The organism is Bifidobacterium sp. LH_449, assembly GCF_056356755.1.
In genome coordinates, this window is sequence record NZ_JBKEUV010000007.1 from 83,790 (window position 1) to 102,340 (window position 18,551).

The window sequence follows — 18,551 nt, forward strand, 5'->3', positions numbered from 1 at the left end:
CCCATTTTCAAGTGCCCAGTGAACGCAAAAAGTGCCCACTGAATTTTCGGTACGGTTTTCATGCGCTCTTTTGGGTCCGCTGAAGCCCTTCGTTTTCCTTCAATACAGAACGGCAATGCCGGTTATCCACATTTCTTAAGCATCAGAAATGTGGAAATTCCGGCCTTCTTGGAATAATCCACCATTTTTCGGGAAACGTACCCGCCTAGGACGATTCCCCGATACCGTCAGAGTATGGACGATATCAACGGATTCTTCACCATCACGCAAGCCCAGGAACTTGCACGGCAGACACAAATCGCATGCCGAAAAGCCGTTTCCCGAACCAAGCGGCCTCTGGTTTTCAGTCATATCACCGCACTTCGTTTGGCGGGCCTCACCGTTCGGCTTGATACCACCTTGCCGTGCGATACCCTACATGTCACGGTCGGCAACGCCGCGGAAAAATCCAAGCTTCAAGGCGTGCAGGCACATGTGTGGCATCAGGAAATGACCTACGCGGCAGCACCCGATGAACTGGTCATGGCGGTCACCCCGCAACAGGCCATTTGCCAGATGGCGCAGTTCACCACGCAGGATTCGCTCACGATCGCCATGGATTTTCTTACATGCCACCATGATGGCCTTCGCCAACTGACGCATCAGGAACTTTGCGATTACATATCCGGCCTGTCACGCTTCACCGGTTCGAGAACATGCAAGGCTGCCCTGGCCCGAAGTGTCGAAGGCACGGATTCGCCGCAGGAATCGCTGCTGCGGCTGAAGTTTTTGGATCGGAACCTGCCATGTCCAAGAGTGAATTTCCCCATTGTGGACATTGAAGAACATTGCATCCGAACCGTGGACATGGCTTACCCGGATGAGCGTATCGCCGTGGAATATGACGGCGAATATCATTATGACAAGCAGCGTTGGAACGCCGATCTTCATAAGCGTAACCGTTTGCAGCATTTGGGATGGCACGTGCTGGTCGCCACGAAGACTGATTTGGCGAACCAGCAGTCGACGGACGCTTTTGTGACCATGGTGGCCCGCGCGTTGGGACAGCGTCGCGGTCAGATCCTTACATACGGTCACGTATGATTTCCGCACCTTATGTGAACGAAATGCACGCAGACTGATGATGCCGAGAGGACGGCGAGCAGAATAAATCGCTGCCGGCAGATGGCGGCCGGCAGCGGTTTTTGCAGGCGCCGATGGATTAGCATTGCCATTCCGGTAAGCCGGCCAATGCGGTGCGGCAGGTCGAGAAAGATTGACCGGTTGGACTGGACGGTCGGGCTGGTTGGGCCATATTGGACGGGTCAGATTGGACGAGCATATCGGATTGACTGGGCCCGTTGGATTGGTCAGGCCGGGTTGGACAGGCCGGATTGGACAGGTCTGCCGGGTTGGTCAGGCCCAATCAAACGGACCTGTCAGATCGGTTGGGCAGATTGGACTGGCCCGTTGGATTGATTGGGACGGATTGGACAGGCCTGCCGGACTGGACGGGCCCGCCGGATTAGACAGGCCCGCCGGATTGGACAGGCCCGCCGGATTAGACAGGCCAAACTGGACAGGCCCACCAGATTGGTCTGGCCCACCAGATTGGTCTGGCCCACCAGATTGGTCTGTCCTGCCAGATTGGATGGGCCCGCCGGACTGGATGGGCCTGCCGGACTGGACGGGCCCGCTGGATTGGATGGGCCGGACTGGCCCATTGGTTGGCCGGGCCGGATTGACCGGCCCGGTTCGCTTAGTCTTCGCTGATGCCGTCTACATGGACGCCGCCGTCACCGGCAGCACCCGAACCAGCCTCCGCTCCGACGCCGCCCGAAACCGACAGTTCCAGATGTTCGCCGCCGGTCTGATCGACGCGTACGGTGTCGCCGTCGTGCACGCGCCCGGCGAGCAGCATGCGGGCCAGCTGGTCGCCGACTTCGGTCTGTACGAGTCGACGCAGCGGGCGTGCGCCGTATGCCGGGTCGTATCCGGCGTCGGCCAGCCATTCGCGGGCGACTGCGGTCACGTCCAGTTTGATGCGGCGTTCGCTCAAGCGGGCGGCGACCTGCGCCACCTGAATGTCGACGATGCCGCCGAGTTCGTCGCGCGTCAGCGGATGGAACATCACGATTTCGTCGAGTCGGTTGAGGAATTCCGGCTTGAACTGCATGTGCACGGCGTCCATCACGGCCTTGCGCTTGGATTCCGCGTCCATGTCGGGGTTGACGAGGAACTGCGAGCCCAGGTTCGAGGTCATGATGAGGATCGTGTTCTTGAAGTCCACGGTCCTGCCCTGCCCGTCGGTCAGGCGGCCGTCGTCAAGCACCTGCAGCAGCACGTCGAACACTTCCGGATGCGCCTTTTCGACCTCGTCGAACAACACCACCGAATACGGACGCCGCCTCACGGCTTCGGTCAGCTGACCGCCTTCCTCATAGCCGATGTAGCCCGGCGCCGCGCCGATGAGCCGCGACACGGAGGCTTTCTCCATGTATTCGCTCATGTCGATGCGCACCATGGCGCGTTCGTCGTCGAAGAGGAAGTCGGCGAGCGCCTTCGCCAGTTCGGTTTTGCCGACGCCGGTCGGTCCCAGGAACAGGAACGATCCGGTCGGGCGGTTCGGGTCGGAGATGCCGGCACGCGAGCGCCGCACGGCGTCGGAGACCGCCGCGATGGCTTCGCGCTGGCCGATCACGCGCTTGCCGAGTTGTTCTTCCATGCTGAGCAGTTTCTCGTTTTCGCCTTGCATGAGCCGCCCGACGGGGATGCCCGTCCATTCCGCGACGATGCCGGCCACGGAGTCGGCGTCCACATGGTCGGGCACCATCGGCTCGTTCGCCGCGCCGCCAGCACCAATACCAGCACCGACACCAGCCCCATCAGAACCAGCGCCGGCCCCCTCCGAAGCCGCCGCTTCCGCCGCCGCCAATTCCTTCTGAATCGCCGGGATTTCGCCGTATAGGATGCGGCTTGCCTTTTCCAGGTCGCCTTCGCGCGTGGCCTTGTCGGCTTCCACATGCTTGGCGTCGAGTTGTGCGCGCAGGTCGCCGACTTTGTTGTGTCCCGCCTGTTCGGCGTCCCAGCGCGCCTTGAGCCCGCTGAGCTGTTCGCGCGTGTTGGCGAGGTCGGCCTGCAGTTTGCCGAGGCGCTCTTTGGAGGCGGGGTCTTCGGCCTTGCGCAGCTGCATTTCCTCCATTTCGAGTCGGGTGACCTTGCGCTGCAGTTCGTCGATTTCCTCCGGGCTGGAGTCGAGTTCCATGCGCAGGTGCGCGGCCGCTTCGTCGACGAGGTCGATGGCCTTGTCGGGCAGCTGCCTGCCGGAGATGTACCGGTTGGACAGCGTCGCCGCGGCCACGAGCGCGTCGTCGCCGATGGTGACCTTGTGATGCGCCTCGTAACGCTGCTTCAGGCCGCGCAGGATGGCGATGGTGTCTTCCACGCTTGGCTCGCCGACATACACCTGCTGGAATCGACGTTCCAACGCCGGATCCTTTTCGACGTTTTCGCGATATTCGTCCAGCGTGGTCGCGCCGATCAGGCGCAGTTCGCCGCGCGCCAGCATCGGTTTGAGCATGTTGCCTGCGTCCATGGAGCCTTCGGCTGCGCCCGCGCCGACGATGGTGTGGATTTCGTCGATGAACGTGATGATCTGTCCGTCGGATTTCTTGATTTCCTCCAGCACGGACTTCAATCGTTCCTCGAATTCGCCACGATATTTGGAGCCTGCCACCATGGAGCCGAGGTCGAGGCTGATGAGCCGCTTGTTTTGCAGCGTGGTCGGCACGTCGCCTGCGACGATGCGCTGGGCCAGGCCTTCGACGACTGCGGTCTTGCCGACGCCGGGCTCGCCGATCAGCACGGGATTGTTCTTCGTCCGGCGGCTCAGAATCTGTATGACGCGGCGGATTTCCTGGTCGCGCCCGATGACGGGGTCGAGTTTGCCGTCTTTTGCGGCCGCGGTCAGGTCGGTCGAATATTTTTCGAGCGCCTTGTAGGATCCTTCCGCGTCGGGGCTGGTGACTTTCGCGCCGCCTCGCACGCCGGGCACGGCTTTGCGCAGCGCTTCGGCGGTGACGCCGTTCGCGTTGAAGATGTCCGCGCTTTGATTCGGTTTGCTTGCGACGATGCCGATGAGCAGGTGTTCGGTGGAGACGTATTCGTCGCCCATGTCGCGCATTTCCTTTTCGGCCTGTGCGATGGCGGCGTTGAGCTGCCTGCTGGCCTGAGGCTGCGTCGTGCTGCTGCCGCTGGCCGAGGGCAGCGCGACGAGGGCGTTGCGCACTGCGGCGCCGATGGTTTGCGGATTTCCGCCCGCCGCTTGGATGAGCGCGGTGACGACGCCTTGCTGTTGGCGCAGCAGGGCGTCCACCACATGCAATGTTTCGATTTGGGCGTTGCCCGCCGCCGATGCGCTTTGGATGGCGTCGCCGATGGCTTCCTGCGCCATTGTTGTGAACTTCTGTTCCATATCATCCTCCATTGGCGGCGGCTTTCCCGTTTTCAGGATTGCAGCCGCGCTGTCGTTGTCTGATATGCTCAACAGGCTTTCCGACCACTCTATTCCCAAAACTTGAGCGAAATCGACTCAAGTTTTAAAAATGCGCGGTGTTTCACATGAAACACCGCGCATTACAGCACATTCACATTCTTATTCGATGACATTCGCCAGCATCCGACCACATCCCGCAAATCCTGCAAATCCCGCAAAACCCCGCAGGATTCCGCAGAATCCCGCGAACCGACGATATGCCGACGAATATTCGGAAAACCAGCCAGCGGCAATCAGCGGAATCGGATTCCGTCAAATATCAACTATCGAATAGCGACGACGTCAGCCGCGCACCACCACATTGCGCAGCGATCCGATGCCGTCAACGTGCACGACAGCCTCGTCGCCCGGCTGCAGCTGGCCCGACGCATGCGGCGTGCCCGTCATGATCACGTCGCCCGGCAGCAGCGTCGCAAACGACGAAATCGCCGCGATCTGCTCCGGAATGCCGTGGATCAGGTTCGCCGTCGTGCCGCTCGCCTCGGCGACGTCGGCGCCGTTCAACGTGAAGGAGATCTTCGCGTCCTTCCAATCGAGGTCGTCGCGCGTCACGATCCACGGGCCGAGCGGGCAGGACGTGTCGAAGCCCTTGGCGCGCGTCCACGCCGGATCGAAGCCCTGCACGTCGCGCAGCGTCACATCGTTGACGCAGGTGAAGCCCAGCACGTAGTCCATGGCCTTCTCCACCGGCACGTTCTTGGCGATGCGGCCCATCACAACGGCCACTTCGGGCTCGAAATTCATGTTGTTCGAGCATGGCGGAATCACGATCGGGTCGTCCGGCCCGATCACGGAGGTGGACGGTTTCATGAAGATGACCATGTCTTCCGGCGCGTGCGCGATGTCGGAATGGCCGGATTCGTGCATGAACTGCGCATGCGCTTCATAGTTTTTCGCCAGACCGTACACTTTGGACGGAATGACGGGGGCGAGCAGGCGGATGCCTTCGCCGTCGACGGGATACCGTTCGCCGGTCGGCGCGACCTGGTCTCCGAGAAGAGGATGCCCGTCGAGGGCGATCAGATAGTCGCGCCCGTCGTTTTCGTCGGTCTGCACGAACGCGTATTGGACAGTGTCATTGTGGGAAAAACGTGCGATTCTCATGCGTCCAGTGTAGCGTCCCAACGCCTATCCACAGGCACGCATCGCCGCAGAACAGGCGACGAACATGCAGGCCGGGCCGCATGGCGGAGGCATGGCAGGTATGCGTCGCCGTAAAACAGGCGACGCGACACCCCGGCACCGCCGCAAAAACAGACAGCGCAACACCTCATACCGCAGAAACAGGCAGCACGGCCCAGCACCGCCGCAAAGTGCGCACGTCACACAGCAGGCGTCACTTGAATGCGCGTTCGCCAAAAATGCCGGTGCCGATGCGCACGATCGTCGCGCCTTCCGCGATGGCGAGCGCCATGTCGCCGCTCATGCCCATCGAAAGCTCCACGCACCGCTCGGTGCCGGCCACGCCGGAAGCGAGAATACGGTCGCGCAGGCCGCGCAGATGCGCGAAGCCCCCGCGGATGATGCGTTCGTCGTCGACGTGCGCGCCGACGGTCATGAGGCCGCGCAATGTGACGCCGTCGAGCGCCGCGATCGCGTTCGCGAGGTCAATCGCCTGATCGGGGTCGCAGCCTGACTTGGAGGCTTCGCCCGATTCGTTGACTTCCAGGAATACGCCGACATCGATGCCTTGCGCCGCGGCGCGTCGGGCGATGCGTTCGGCGGTTTGCAACGTGTCGACCGATTCGATGGCATCGACGTACGGCAGCACTTTGCTGATTTTGTTGGATTGCAGCTGTCCGATCAGATGGAACGGAATGAAATCCCCGTACCGTTCTTCCATTGTAGAGGCGACGCCGAGCCGGTAGCCGCGGGAGGCGCAGGCACGGATGAGGCCTTCGGCTTTGGCGATGACTTCTTGTGGCCGGTTTTCGCCGATCATGCGGATGCCGGCGTCGATGGCGGCCATGATTTCGCCGACGTCGCGCGTTTTGGTGGCCGCCAGCAATCGCACGCCGCCCTGCGAGCGGCCTGCAGCGGATTCGGCGGCATGAATCGCATCGAATACACGATGCACGTTGTCGGCGATTTGCGCTGCCCGCTCCTGCGGAATGCTGTCGTTGGCCAGATCCTTGTGCTCCATGTATGCGGTCATGCCCTTGCTCGATTCATATATGCCCATATGCCGCGCCATCAGCGTGCCGTCGACCATCATCGACGTATCATTGATGCGTCATCGACGCGTCACGGACGCGCCATGACACGTCGTGACGCTCCGTTCGGCGCGCTATCGACGTTTGTCTGCGATTTCCTGCTTTCGTATTGTGTGTTTCATTGTAGCCGTATCCCGCATCGATGGCGACGCCGCCTCACCATTCGTCGATGCTCGTCAACATTCATCAATATTCGCCAATCGCACGCCGCGCCTGCATACAGCTCCCTACCACCTGCGCGGCCACCATTCGCCATGCCGCATCACATGCCATCCGCCGCCACACAGCCGTCGAACAAGCAACGTTCCAATCAGCAGAACACCCAATCCAAGCGCGATACCGACCCCTCTCGCATCAATCGGCGCATCCTCCAATGCCGGCGCCTCGCCCGGAATCGACGCCCGCAATCCGGAAACCAGCAGACGATGCGTGTTGACGCCATATGGCGTGCATGTCATCAATGTGACGCGGTCCTCTCCCGGTATGATGCGCAGCGCGTCGGTGTCGTCCGGTTCGATGACGGTGATGCGGTCGACTTTGTAGGCGAGCGTTTCGTCCATGACGTCGATGTAGAACACGTCGCCGACGCGCATTTCGTCGAGTCGTGTGAACATCGCCGCTTCGACGAGCCCGCGATGCCCGGTGAGCACGGCATGCGTGTTCCTGCCGCCCACCGGCAGACTGGTGCCGTATAAATGGCCGGATCCGGAGGCCAACGCCGCCTCGGACGTGCCGTGATAGATCGGCAGATCGACGGAGATTTCGGGGATCCTGACCGATCCCATCACGCCATTGGCGACATTCAACAATGATTGATATTCGTCGTCCGCAGCGGAAGCGGAATCATCGTCGCTGCTTTGCGAGCGCCCCGCAGCGGAAGCGAAAGGATCTTTCGCCTCACCCAAAACAGGCTGTCCGGATTGGGCGAGACGCCTATTGTATGCGCACGCCGCCTTGATCGATTCCTCCGCCTGCGGGTAGGGCCAGCCGGCGACGGTATCGCTCACGGTTTCCGACGTGCCCGATTGCTGGAGGCCGGAACGATATTGCAACACGACCGGATACGCCATAATGCAGAGCGCGGCCAGCAGCATGATCAATGAAATGATGCGCAGCCGCAGGAATCTTCTTCTGACGGCGCGTTGCCGGCCGATGACGTCCGCGATGTTGATGAGGTCTTCGAATGATTGCGGCACAGCCGTTCCATTGCATGCGACGTCGTCGCGCGTGGTCTCACGACGATGCCGCTTTGACGTCGCATGCGCAGGCTGTTGACGTGATTTCATCGCCGGACGCCCTTTTGGATGACGTTTCCATGCGCAACGTCGCCATAAGCGACGTCTTCATAAGCGGCGTCTTCATAGGCAAGGTCGTCCCCGCCGACGGCATCTGCCGGGTCGCCGTCATTCCGATGGTCGGACGCCGGATCATTGTTTTCCGCCCGGAGTCGGCTGATTTCCTGCCTAAGACGCTGAATGCACCGCGCCTGCTGTGTGATGATCAGTATGCATGTTTTGACATCCAGTTCCTTCGATACCGTTTCGTCGGACTGATCCGGCTGAGGCAGCTTATATTCGGCTCCGATTCCAGACAAGGATTGAAGATGCCGTTCCGCAAAGCTTTTCCAGCGGGCGATGCAGCGTTCGATGCGTTTGCGGCCTACCAGCATCGGATCCAGTCCCGCACTGCGGAATATGGCGGACGGGGATTCGCCCGCATAGTAGCGCGTCAGGCATTCGTCTCGGAATTCGCGCGAATAGATGATGGTGCGATTGTTTCTCACATCCTGTACGGCGGGCAGAGAACGGAGATATTCGACTTCTTCATCACTGAATACCCCCCCCCCCATCGAATTTCATGTGATCGGCAGTCATGGCCCCTCCTTGCCGACACTGATGATTTTACGACTTTTGATATACCCGCAGAGGCTGACATGGGATCGTTGCTCTCATGTCAGCCTCTGTTGCGGTTTACTGGTTGGATGATGCCGCTTAGCGATGCCGGTTGGGCGTTAGCTTTTTGGCATTGCCTGTCTTGGCGTCACTGGTTGGACGCCACCAATTCGGCATTGCCGATCGGCAACATTGATGCGGCATCATCGACTGGCGTTACCGCCGATGCGGACCGCTCGGTCTCAGATGCGCATGTTGTTGCGCAGCTTGCGGGACTTCGCATACAGCGCCACGGCGGCACCCGCGACCAACAGACCGACGACGGTGAACAGGGCGGTGCCTGCAGCGCCGGTGAGCGGCAGTTGGGAAATGTTCTTGGAATTCTTCACGGTGACGCCACCACCGTTGGCAGCCTGATCGACAAGGCCGAGGTCAACGTTCCACGAAGAGCTTTCGCTGTCAACGGTCACCTTCTGCACTACATCATGTTTAACCATAATTGTGAAGGACAGGCCGGTATCCATGTAGCCTGTCGGTGTCCCGGTTTCGGTGATTGTGTAGGTGCCGTCAGCCAAACCTGCGAACTTCACAACGCCGTCTTCATCGGAGGTAGCTGTCTTGACATAGTTTGCAGGCAACTCCTTAGTGTCAGTACCAAGAGTTACAGCGATAGTAAAGGTTGCGCCCTGAATCGGAGTCTTGCCGTCCGAAGCTTCGACCTTGGTGAACTCGAACGGCGTGGTAACGATTTCAGGAGAGGTGCCGGGTTCAGAAGCATCGCCATCATTCGAAATGATTGCGGAGTTGGTAATCCCGCTGATTGGAGCCTCCGGTGTCACCGTGGCATCATACCGGACATACAGAGCTTTGCCGGCATAATCCTGCAGGTCGTCCAAGGTTGTTTTACCCAGCGTTACGGTGAAGGTAGGCTGATCACGTTTTGCATCAGAACCTTGACCTGTTACAACACTGTCGCCGTCGGTATCATAGTCCGACGCAACTGTGTAATCATTAACTGGTGTTTCAGTATCCTCTGCTCCTATGTAGTAAACCTTGACATTTTCCTTGCTGATATTAATGCTCAGACCGGCGGAAGCGTAATCGCTGAATACATACGTGTAATCTTCACCTTGGTCAGTAGTCGACGGAATCTCACCGGTAATGGTGTAAGTCAAGGTATCACCGACAGTCACGGAACCGCTAGTATCATCAGTGACTGTCTTTTCTGGCGCAGTGTCGGTCCGCTGATTCTTCACCACAACCGTGCCTTCAACGCCAAATGCTGTATTAGGCGTACCGACCAACATCGGCAAAGTATCGGTCGCTTTAGGATCAGCAGGCGAAGTGGTATCTACAATCAAATACAGGCCACCGAGCAAACTTCCAATGGTCAAGCTATCACCCACTGCAGCACTAGTAGAAGTCCAGATGTTGGTGTTTGCCGGGGTGTCCAACAGCTCAACCAATGCATCCGCAAACTTGCGGGAGGTGCTGTCGGCATCCCATGGGAAATCCGAACTGTCATCCAGCGGACTGTCCTGATTCTGAGCCCAAACCAGCGGGTCCATGCCGTCAGGCACGGTAACCGGCATATCAGTAGTGCTCAGTGCAGTTCCCACTGCGCTCCTGACCGCAGCGTTGACCGTCTTATCGTCCACCGTATACAGCCCTTTGGTATTCTCAGCTGGATATTCGGCAATCTGTACATACTTGAACGTATGTCCTTTTACCACACCGTTATTTTCGCTACCAGATGTAATAGTGATGGTCTGGTCGGTAGGTACCGCAGCATTGGCGGAGGTGGCTCCGACGGCTAGGCCGGCGATGGCCATTGCGGCTGAGGCCGCGACGGCGCATATGCGCTTCCACGTGTCCTTCATCATGATCTCTCCTTGCTCTCTTCCTTAAGTGGCAAAATTGAGAAATTATTTGTCGTCACCGCTCCTAGTGCTTTCTCCCAAACCCATCGGAACGGTGATAATGGGCGGGAAATCCTGTTTCCGTGTGATGAATCGCCGCTTACCGCGACCCATCACACGCATCCGATCGCCTACATGACACGCCTCCGTGCCAGAAGCCAACCGGCACCGGCCAACAGCAGCAGACCGCCGCCGGACAGAATCCAGTTACGAGCCGTCGCATCGCCACCGGTTAATGGCAGCGAAGACACGCCAACATACTTGTTGGTGAATGTGGCGGCGCCTGCCGCTCTCGTGGCGACACCACTATCAGGCGCGCATGTAACTTTTGCCGTCAGTGCGCCTTCAGCATTTGGCGATACCGTGAACGTGACGGTGTATGTTCTTGCGTCATACTGCAGAGAACCTGTGTCCTTAGGAACAGACTCTTTCACCTTGAAAACATATGTGCCGGCTTGTTTGAAGGTGAAATCAGGCAATGCCTTTGAACGCTGAGATTGAGATCCGTTGAACTTGTCTTTATTATCGACAGTCACCGTTATGACATTGCTCTCCGAATCGATTGCAATGCCGTCACTCTCGTCTGGAAGCATGACGTCGGTGCCGATCGAATTCGCTGTATCATCATCCGGCGTGACCGTGAACTGGAAGGAATCGCCATCCGCCCAATCACGTCCATCAAGATTCTTCACAATATTGAAGGAAGCAGTCGTCTCCTGCGCATACGTATTCGTCACGACCACGCTTTGGCCGGGCGCCCATCCTGGAGCACCGACTTGTGATCCGACTGTGCCAGGATTCGTATCCGGAGTGATCATTCCTGTGACCTGGCCGTTCTCAGCGGTGGCAACTTCACCGTTTACCGTGAAGCTTGGAGTATATCCCTTTGCCGACTCCGAATCTTCGGACACCGCGTAGGTGACGCCGCAGATATTATCGGTCTCATTGCAAGCGGGAAGGTCAACGTTGTTCCCTACGATGTAGCCAGCAGACAATCCTTCGATTACGAAATACTGGTCGGCTTTCATCGTAATGGACAGGTTTGCGGTCGCAGCCTTCTTATCCTCCACTACAGCAAATGTGCTCTGAACGGTCACACCTGTTTTTTCATTATTCGTAGCGTCATACACAGTGGCCGTAACCGTTTGTCCAGCAAGACCGTTGTCGCCTGTCAGCACAGTCTGGAAAGTGAAATCCTGATTCGAAGCGTTCCCCGGCAACGTGCCACCGTTATTCAGCTGTTTGTTGACCTGCAGCGAACCGATCGGAGTATCAGTCACCTGCACGAATACGGTGCCGGAGAACAGTCCGGCGATATCCATGTTACTAGGTATATCCTGCAGATAACCGTTTACCTTATGCTGATCGCACTGTTTCACAAGCAGACGGGACCAACCGCTATCGGTACCGAACGTCACACGATGCTGAGAACTACCGTCAGCCTGTTCACTGTACCACCATTCGTTTCGGGCACCCGCGTATTGCAGGTGCGTCGCATCGCCGGGAGCGGTCGTCCACTGCGTACTACCATTCGGAGCTGTTTCCGATGTCTGCAACTGCGCGGTGAGGTTATGCAACGTCGAGTCCACGGAATCATCCGTCGCGAACTGCCGCAGGCTGTGCACCAGTTTGCCCACGCCTCGCTCGACACGAATGCCGTCATTATCCTTTCCTGCATCCGCGTATACGGCGCTGGCGGCACCAGTGTTATCCACAATGATCTTGGTTGCCTTCACGTTTTTCTCATATCCGTTCGGCGCTGTGGATTCGACCAAATAATAGGTGGCCTGCCCTTCCATCGGCACGTCCAAATCAGTGAATACGGCTGCACCAGCCGTCACATCCGGCAACACGCTGCTCAAATCTCCGGTGGTCGCTGTCTGATACGGAGTCGCACCATTGTTAATGGTGACGGTACCATCTGTTTCATAGCTTGAATCATTCACAGAATTTGAATCTGCCTCATACAAGGCGAATTTAGCACCGTTAATCGGCGTGCCTTCCGGCGACTGCTTCTGCACAAGCAAACGGTTATTGATATTCGCCGTGTATACCGTCGTGGAGAACACGCGACTGAAATAATCGTCATCACCTGGATTCTGCCCATTGGATTCCACATACCAGGTATTCTGAGCATTCGCCTGCTCCAAAGTGTCCGCATCCGTGTAGAAAACACCGACGGTGTAGCGCACGGTTTCGTCGAGATTTTTGTCGTTCTCTTGCGCCACCCAATAGTACGACATGACGTCACCCGGCAAATTCTCCAGATTCATCTGCATGGCACCGCCGGAACCGAGCGTGAAGACATTGTTCTTCGTCTTCTGGGCTGTCTCAATTACCGACTCAATGGAATTGGACCCGGCTTTGGTCCATCCATCCAACGGATCGCCGAAAATCGGAAGCCAAGAATCGGCATTGTTCAAAGGCATAAGATTACCGTTGCCGTCCGTTTGGCGTTGCATTACGACCACAAACAGCGTGCCGCCCTGTCCGCCTGCCGCAACTGGTGCAGGGTTCACGCTCTTTCCGTTCGGCAGCTGGATGAGATCCGGCGCAGTCTGCAACGAATGCGCCTGCGCGTAACTTCCGGACTCCCACGGGTTAGATGACAGCAGCAGGCTCGGGCCATCATTCCCACTATTGCCCACATCGGAAAAACGAAGATGCGTTTCAGGACCGGTTCGATACCCGGCAGGCACCGATGTTTCCTTCAAAACGTAATACTCGCTCTTCAGTCTCAAATCAGCGAGTGAAAGAGGCTCATCCTTATCATCCGTGAACACGATGCGGCCTCTCGCGTCCGTCGTACCTCGAACCGTATATGCGTTAGAGTCTGTCAACGGCTGATAATCACCATCAGCCGCCGAAAGCTGATACATGGCGCCAACTACTGGTTTTCCGTCCTGATCGACCTTGGTGATGCCGCTTTCCGGCACATACACAAGGTTGTAGCGCAGGCTCATGTTGGAATCGACGTTGCCGCGTTCCAAATAGAAGAAGTCCAACGTGTGATAGGTGTTATCGGCGAACGTATCGTCCTGCAGGTTAAACAGGTTTTTCAGCGTTGTGGCCCGATAGCGCCGGTCAGACAGCGGATCGTATTCATTATCCCCATTATTATCCTGGTACACAATCACTTCACCGGTACGGAAGTTGATCTGCAACGATGACGCATTGTGAATGCCGCCCAGGTCGCCGACCAGCTTGTTATCGATGAATACCCACACATCATCGTCGCCGGAGAAGTTGTAGGTGACTTCAGTGTTCTGATTGCTATCGGTATGGCCGCCATACTGCTGCACGAAACGCGTGCTCATCTTCAAACCAAAATAATGGTTGATTGCCTTATAAGTTGACGTAACCTGACTGTTGGGGACCAGCACATTCCCCTGTTCAGAAAAGACCTGATCACCAGTATTGAACGGGAAAAACTGACCGTTCTCGTTACTGGCACCACCAGATTGCACGCCAGGAGCATCATACAAAATAAACGAAGATTTTCCTTCGTCTCTTGTATTGATTTCCGCAAAATTATCACGACTGGAATATGAGTAATACCCGGCCTCATCTACCCGCAGCAGATTTGAAACATCAGGGAATGACTCCTTGCCCTGAGACTCGGTTTGAGTATCAAACAAATAGGCTAACGACTCATTGCTACCGGTATTGTCAGAATTCAGCGACGGGTAACCGTCAGCTCCCAATCTATCTTCCACAATGCCCGTACGAGGTTGGGCACTTTCTGTCCACATATTGGAGTTATTCGATGTCGCGATGCAATCAGCATTTGCGCATCTTTCACTGCCCATGCCGTTAGCGAAAAGCAGGAAATGTCCATCATTGATACCAAGAGTTTTATAGTCTATGCCCTGCCTCGTATAGTCTGCGACCGTCTTGTTATCCTTCTCATCCTGACTTGATAGCCAATAATCGAACAGGTCGACTTCAGTGCCCAGTGGCGTGACCCCCGGCACGGTATGATCGGAAACCTCAGCCTCAGCTTCGGTAGGCACGGCGAGCATGGGGCAGACCATTCCTACGCACGCCAGCAGTGCCACCAGGCATCCCAACAGTCCATGGCGATGCAGGCGACTTGTGCTCCTGAGAGCTACATCCTCGTCAGTCGTCCGATGCATATTGCGCATGAGTTCCCCATTCCCGCATCCTTGCCGTTCGGATTGATTCCGAATGCAGAAAGCAATCCCACATGCGGCTTACGCCGCACACAGTAATGTCAACACCCCATTGTTGACGGCAATGAAAAAAGCATCAACCCCCGATACCCCCCCCCGGAAAAGCGGGGAATGGCGGGTTTTAGCGAACCTCGCAACACCATGGCACGGAAGGAAAATCGGACGCGGCATACGAGCCCGACAGGAAAGGCCATGGCGGATTGCGCAGCCTGCCAGAAACACCACGCAACAGCCCAATGCAGGCCGGGACACCGGCATGTCTGCGTTCAGAGAATCATCTCGACACGGCCGCAATGAAGCCCGACGACAGGTCACGCAAGATGCTTAAGTTTCAGGAAATCGAGCGGAAAATCATGAAACCGCTACAAGAAACGCATAAGCCGGGAAAAGATTAACGGCGAAGGTATTGCCGACAGCGTTGGGACTTGCCTGAAAACGTTACAGTTTCAAGCATTACAGCCCTAACATGGCCGCAATCCACAATCCGCACTCCGCAATCAATATCGCGTCGCCACCCGGTCCTGCACGCCATCCGCCGACACGCGGCCCCAATCCATCACCGGCAGCAGATCAGACGGAAGGCATGGCGTCGGCTCGTCAATCACGCCAAGCAGCCACGCGCAATAGCCGACGATTTCCTCCGGCGAAACGCCCTCATCCCGCATCCGGCCCATGTCCACTGAATTCAAACGCTTCGCCATACGGCGACCATCCCGCGCATCAACCAACGGAAGATGGATGAATTCAAGCGGTGTCGGGCCGTCCAACGGCGACACGGCACCCGACAACGACGCCGCACCAGTCTCCGACATCATTCCAGACGGCAACGCCTTTTCAGCCGGCACCGCCATTCCAGACGGCTGCATCATTCCAACCGAAGTCACCGAATCAGTCAGCAAACCACGGATCCACAACTGGATCGCCGTCGAACGCAGCAGATCCCGGCCGCGCACGATCTGCGTCACGCCCATCATCAAATCATCCACCGTTACCGCAAGCTGATAGGCGAACAGGCCATCCGAACGGCACACCACCACATCCCCCAGTTGGCGGGACAGACTGAACGACTGCGCGCCGAACACCGCATCATCAAAACACACCACGTCACGCGGGTCCGCCGCATCCCCGGGCACACGAACACGCCACGAATGACGGGCCCCGGCCGAAACACGAGCCTGACGCTCCTGCGCAGAAAGGCTGCGGCATGTGCCCGGGTAAATCAGAAAGCCATCGCCCTCGTTCGGGGCGGACGCGGCACGAATATCAGCACGCGAGCAAAAACAAGGATACGCCGCATCCTTGTCGATCAGATGCCGCAACGCCGCCTCATACAAGTCCAAACGCCTTGACTGGTATACGGGCTCGCCATCCCAGTCAAGGCCCAGCCAATGCAGGTCGTCCATGATCCAACGGTCCGCGTCCTTCACCACGCGCGGGCCGTCGATATCCTCAATGCGCAGCAGAATGCGGCCGCCTCGCGCACGGGCGCCCAGCCAGGCGGCGAGCGCCGCGTACACATTGCCGATATGCATGCGCCCCGTCGGGGAGGGCGCGAAACGGCCGACGACGGAAGGCGCGGTATCCGGATGCGAGGATTCTTCAAACGCGTGCATATAGCGCATTAAAACATATCGGCCGCTCAAATCGTGATGTTTGCGCGGCGCTTACGGTTGGGGACGGCGGGATTGGCCAGCGGGATTGAATCTGGGACGTCGAATTGAATGTCGGGATTGAATGTCGGGATCTTGGCATGGAAAACGGCCCGGGCGGGATGCCGCGGGCCGTTTGTTTGGATTCGTTCAGCCTTGCTCAGCTTTTCAGCTTCGTTCGGCTTTATCGAAAGGACGCGTATCGAATCAGGCGACGACGAACAGGATGTTGTACAGCCATGCGCCGACGATCGCGCCGCAGATCGGGGCGACGACCGGAATCCACGCTTCGTTCCAGCGAGAGGAGCCCTTCGACGGGATCGGCAGCAGCTGGTGCAGCAGACGCGGCATCAGATCGCGGGCAGGATTCAGGCCAGGACCGGTCGGGCCGCCCAGCGACGTGACCAGGCCCCACACGATGAAGCCGACCACGATGGATGCGGCCGCAGGATTCGCCTCGCCCCACGGCAGGGTCAGGCAGCACAGGGCGCACAGGACCAGCATCAAAGTGCCGAAGAATTCGTTGATGAAGTAGTTCACGCGGGAGCCGTATGCGTCGGACGTGCTGAATGTGCCGAAAATCGCGTCGGCATCCTCAGTGGCCTTATAGTGCGGGTAGTATGCGGCGAACACGATCAGCTGGCCGACCACGGCGCCCAGCAGCTGGGCGATGATGTACGGGGCGACCAAAGCCCAGTCGAACATGCCGTTGATGGCCTGTGCCAGCGTCATCGCCGGATTGATGTGGGCACCGGAAATGCCGCCGAACATCAGCACGGGGAACATCACGCCGAAACCATAGCCCATGGCGATGGTCAGCCAACCGGAATGATGGCCTTTCGTATTCTTCAATTCAACATTGGCCACAGCGCCGTTACCGAACACCATCAGCACGGCGGTGCCGACGAATTCCGCGGCCAGCTTGGCAAAAAGTGAGTATTCCACTGAAAATCCTTCGTGATTTCTTCTCTGGGGATGTGATTTCGATTGTAGCGACACCCCTGCCGTCGGAGTGTTGAAGAGAACGCCAGTAGGAACATCACAAAACGGCTGCGCGCAGCCGACGGAATGGGCTTGAGGCTGCGGGATTACGGCATCGCCTTCAGACGGCCTATGCCAACGCCGATTCTTCCGCCATTCATCAGATGATGCTTTACGGCACGCTGCAACGATGTGCGTTCCGGCAGTTCGGCGACGGGCGACGGATCACGCTGGAACACCCATTCACGCCAGTCCTCCGCCTCCTCGTGCACGTCGACGATGTCGAACATGTCCTGGAAACGACGAATGTTTGATTCCTGCGGCAATAATGCGCGCAGGGCGGGGCTGAGCAGCCATGATTCGCAGACGAACGCCGGCTGGGATGACGCGTTCGGCGTGAATGCCGGGAAAAAATTCGTCAGAAAATCGCGGCACAACGCGAGCGAGCGCAGACATTCCTCTCTTGTCAGACTGGCGTCCGAAGGGATGTGGATGGCGATTTCACGCGAGACGGCGATTTCACTTGGAGCGGCGATGCCATCTGGGACGGCGATCCCGCCCTGGTGCTCCCGTCCCCTGTGGTATTCCGGGATGAGCCGGGATGCTTGGCTTTCCGGGTCGCCCCAATCGTTCTTGACCGTCTCACATTCCACCCCTTTCCGACGATCGGGGTCGCAGCGGCGCGACGACGGCAGGACCATCCGTTCCGGCGTGGAGATCAGCTCGAATTCCAATTCTCCAAGACGGAACAGCTGCAGGCTCAGTTGACGCCACACCCACCATTCCCGATCGAATCCGAACGTTCCGTAACTGACGTAATGTTCATGGCAGAATCGAGGAAGACAGCCCATCGTCGCCACGAACACCTCTGCAGGGATTCCAATCCGGCGATACCGTTCGTATGCCAACGGCAATGCCTGCTGGATGACCATCAGCATGCGGCTGCCGTCGGAATCGCCGCCCGGCAGGTCCTTCAGCATCGTTTTGATGCGCCGCATGGTGTCTTCCGCGGTTTCCGGGCATACCAACCCGGCAATCATGCCGACGATGGCCGTCTGATCATGCCCCGAGGCAGGACGAGTCTGCCGTGCGTCCGCGTCTGCAGTGAATATCGGATCCTCCGCACCATCGCAAGCGGTCATCATGATTGCGGTCCTCCTTCGGACATTG

12 protein-coding genes are annotated in these 18,551 nt (G+C 58.0%); 1 reads left to right on the top strand and 11 read right to left on the bottom strand.

The window, feature by feature from the left end; translation table 11 throughout:
* Positions 1 to 135: 135 nt before the first annotated feature.
* Positions 136 to 351 carry a hypothetical protein gene (locus tag AC1AX7_RS06750; protein WP_476509321.1) on the bottom strand — a complete coding sequence of 72 codons (216 nt, stop codon included), beginning with the start codon at positions 349 to 351 and terminating at the stop codon, positions 136 to 138.
* 138 nt (positions 352 to 489) lie between these two features.
* Here AC1AX7_RS06750 and AC1AX7_RS06755 point away from each other — a divergent pair, with 138 nt between their 5' ends.
* Positions 490 to 1,083, top strand: coding sequence for an endonuclease domain-containing protein (locus AC1AX7_RS06755; protein WP_476509322.1), 594 nt, complete (start codon positions 490 to 492; stop codon positions 1,081 to 1,083).
* Between the two features lie 655 nt (positions 1,084 to 1,738).
* On the opposite strand, the gene clpB is transcribed toward AC1AX7_RS06755, so the two are convergent.
* The 10 genes from clpB to AC1AX7_RS06805 all read right to left on the bottom strand — a co-directional run bounded on the left by clpB (position 1,739) and on the right by AC1AX7_RS06805 (position 18,526).
* The gene (gene clpB, locus AC1AX7_RS06760; RefSeq protein WP_476509323.1) at positions 1,739 to 4,453 is read right to left on the bottom strand and encodes an ATP-dependent chaperone ClpB; all 2,715 of its coding nucleotides are present in this window, start codon (positions 4,451 to 4,453) and stop codon (positions 1,739 to 1,741) included.
* Positions 4,454 to 4,816: 363 nt separating this feature from the next.
* The gene (locus AC1AX7_RS06765) at positions 4,817 to 5,638 is read right to left on the bottom strand and encodes a fumarylacetoacetate hydrolase family protein (RefSeq protein ID WP_476509324.1); all 822 of its coding nucleotides are present in this window, start codon (positions 5,636 to 5,638) and stop codon (positions 4,817 to 4,819) included.
* A 232-nt stretch (positions 5,639 to 5,870) separates the two neighbouring features.
* Positions 5,871 to 6,689 (bottom strand): YggS family pyridoxal phosphate-dependent enzyme, encoded by an 819-nt coding sequence (locus tag AC1AX7_RS06770; protein ID WP_476509357.1) that lies wholly within the window; start codon positions 6,687 to 6,689, stop codon positions 5,871 to 5,873.
* Between the two features lie 285 nt (positions 6,690 to 6,974).
* Positions 6,975 to 8,033, bottom strand: a complete 1,059-nt coding sequence (locus tag AC1AX7_RS06775; RefSeq protein WP_476509325.1) for a class C sortase — start codon at positions 8,031 to 8,033, stop codon at positions 6,975 to 6,977.
* Positions 8,030 to 8,530: a hypothetical protein gene (locus AC1AX7_RS06780; RefSeq protein WP_476509326.1), complete on the bottom strand. Its 501-nt coding sequence runs from the start codon at positions 8,528 to 8,530 to the stop codon at positions 8,030 to 8,032. Before AC1AX7_RS06780 ends, AC1AX7_RS06775 begins: the two co-directional genes overlap by 4 nt.
* A gap of 351 nt (positions 8,531 to 8,881) precedes the next feature.
* Positions 8,882 to 10,522, bottom strand: a complete 1,641-nt coding sequence (locus AC1AX7_RS06785) for a SpaH/EbpB family LPXTG-anchored major pilin (protein ID WP_476509327.1) — start codon at positions 10,520 to 10,522, stop codon at positions 8,882 to 8,884.
* A 167-nt stretch (positions 10,523 to 10,689) separates the two neighbouring features.
* A complete protein-coding gene (locus AC1AX7_RS06790) occupies positions 10,690 to 14,703 on the bottom strand; it encodes a SpaA isopeptide-forming pilin-related protein (RefSeq protein WP_476509328.1) in 4,014 nt (1,337 codons plus the stop codon).
* Between the two features lie 545 nt (positions 14,704 to 15,248).
* Positions 15,249 to 16,364 (bottom strand): glutamyl-Q tRNA(Asp) synthetase, encoded by a 1,116-nt coding sequence (locus AC1AX7_RS06795; protein WP_476509329.1) that lies wholly within the window; start codon positions 16,362 to 16,364, stop codon positions 15,249 to 15,251.
* Between the two features lie 243 nt (positions 16,365 to 16,607).
* Positions 16,608 to 17,345, bottom strand: coding sequence for an MIP/aquaporin family protein (locus AC1AX7_RS06800; protein WP_476509330.1), 738 nt, complete (start codon positions 17,343 to 17,345; stop codon positions 16,608 to 16,610).
* Positions 17,346 to 17,488: 143 nt separating this feature from the next.
* Positions 17,489 to 18,526 carry an acyltransferase domain-containing protein gene (locus tag AC1AX7_RS06805; RefSeq protein ID WP_476509331.1) on the bottom strand — a complete coding sequence of 346 codons (1,038 nt, stop codon included), beginning with the start codon at positions 18,524 to 18,526 and terminating at the stop codon, positions 17,489 to 17,491.
* Positions 18,527 to 18,551 lie beyond the last annotated feature (25 nt).

What these genes read in the sequence shown, in the direction of transcription:
- AC1AX7_RS06750 (WP_476509321.1), bottom strand. Translation starts at nt 351, where the DNA reads ATGACTGAAAACCAGAGGCCGCTTGGTTCGGGAAACGGCTTTTCGGCA.
- AC1AX7_RS06765 (WP_476509324.1), bottom strand. Translation starts at nt 5,638, where the DNA reads ATGAGAATCGCACGTTTTTCCCACAATGACACTGTCCAATACGCGTTC.
- AC1AX7_RS06775 (WP_476509325.1), bottom strand. Translation starts at nt 8,033, where the DNA reads ATGAAATCACGTCAACAGCCTGCGCATGCGACGTCAAAGCGGCATCGT.
- AC1AX7_RS06805 (WP_476509331.1), bottom strand. Translation starts at nt 18,526, where the DNA reads ATGATGACCGCTTGCGATGGTGCGGAGGATCCGATATTCACTGCAGAC.
- AC1AX7_RS06790 (WP_476509328.1), bottom strand. Translation starts at nt 14,703, where the DNA reads ATGCGCAATATGCATCGGACGACTGACGAGGATGTAGCTCTCAGGAGC.
- clpB (WP_476509323.1), bottom strand. Translation starts at nt 4,453, where the DNA reads ATGGAACAGAAGTTCACAACAATGGCGCAGGAAGCCATCGGCGACGCC.
- AC1AX7_RS06755 (WP_476509322.1), top strand. Translation starts at nt 490, where the DNA reads ATGACCTACGCGGCAGCACCCGATGAACTGGTCATGGCGGTCACCCCG.
- AC1AX7_RS06785 (WP_476509327.1), bottom strand. Translation starts at nt 10,522, where the DNA reads ATGATGAAGGACACGTGGAAGCGCATATGCGCCGTCGCGGCCTCAGCC.
- AC1AX7_RS06770 (WP_476509357.1), bottom strand. Translation starts at nt 6,689, where the DNA reads ATGACCGCATACATGGAGCACAAGGATCTGGCCAACGACAGCATTCCG.
- AC1AX7_RS06795 (WP_476509329.1), bottom strand. Translation starts at nt 16,364, where the DNA reads ATGCACGCGTTTGAAGAATCCTCGCATCCGGATACCGCGCCTTCCGTC.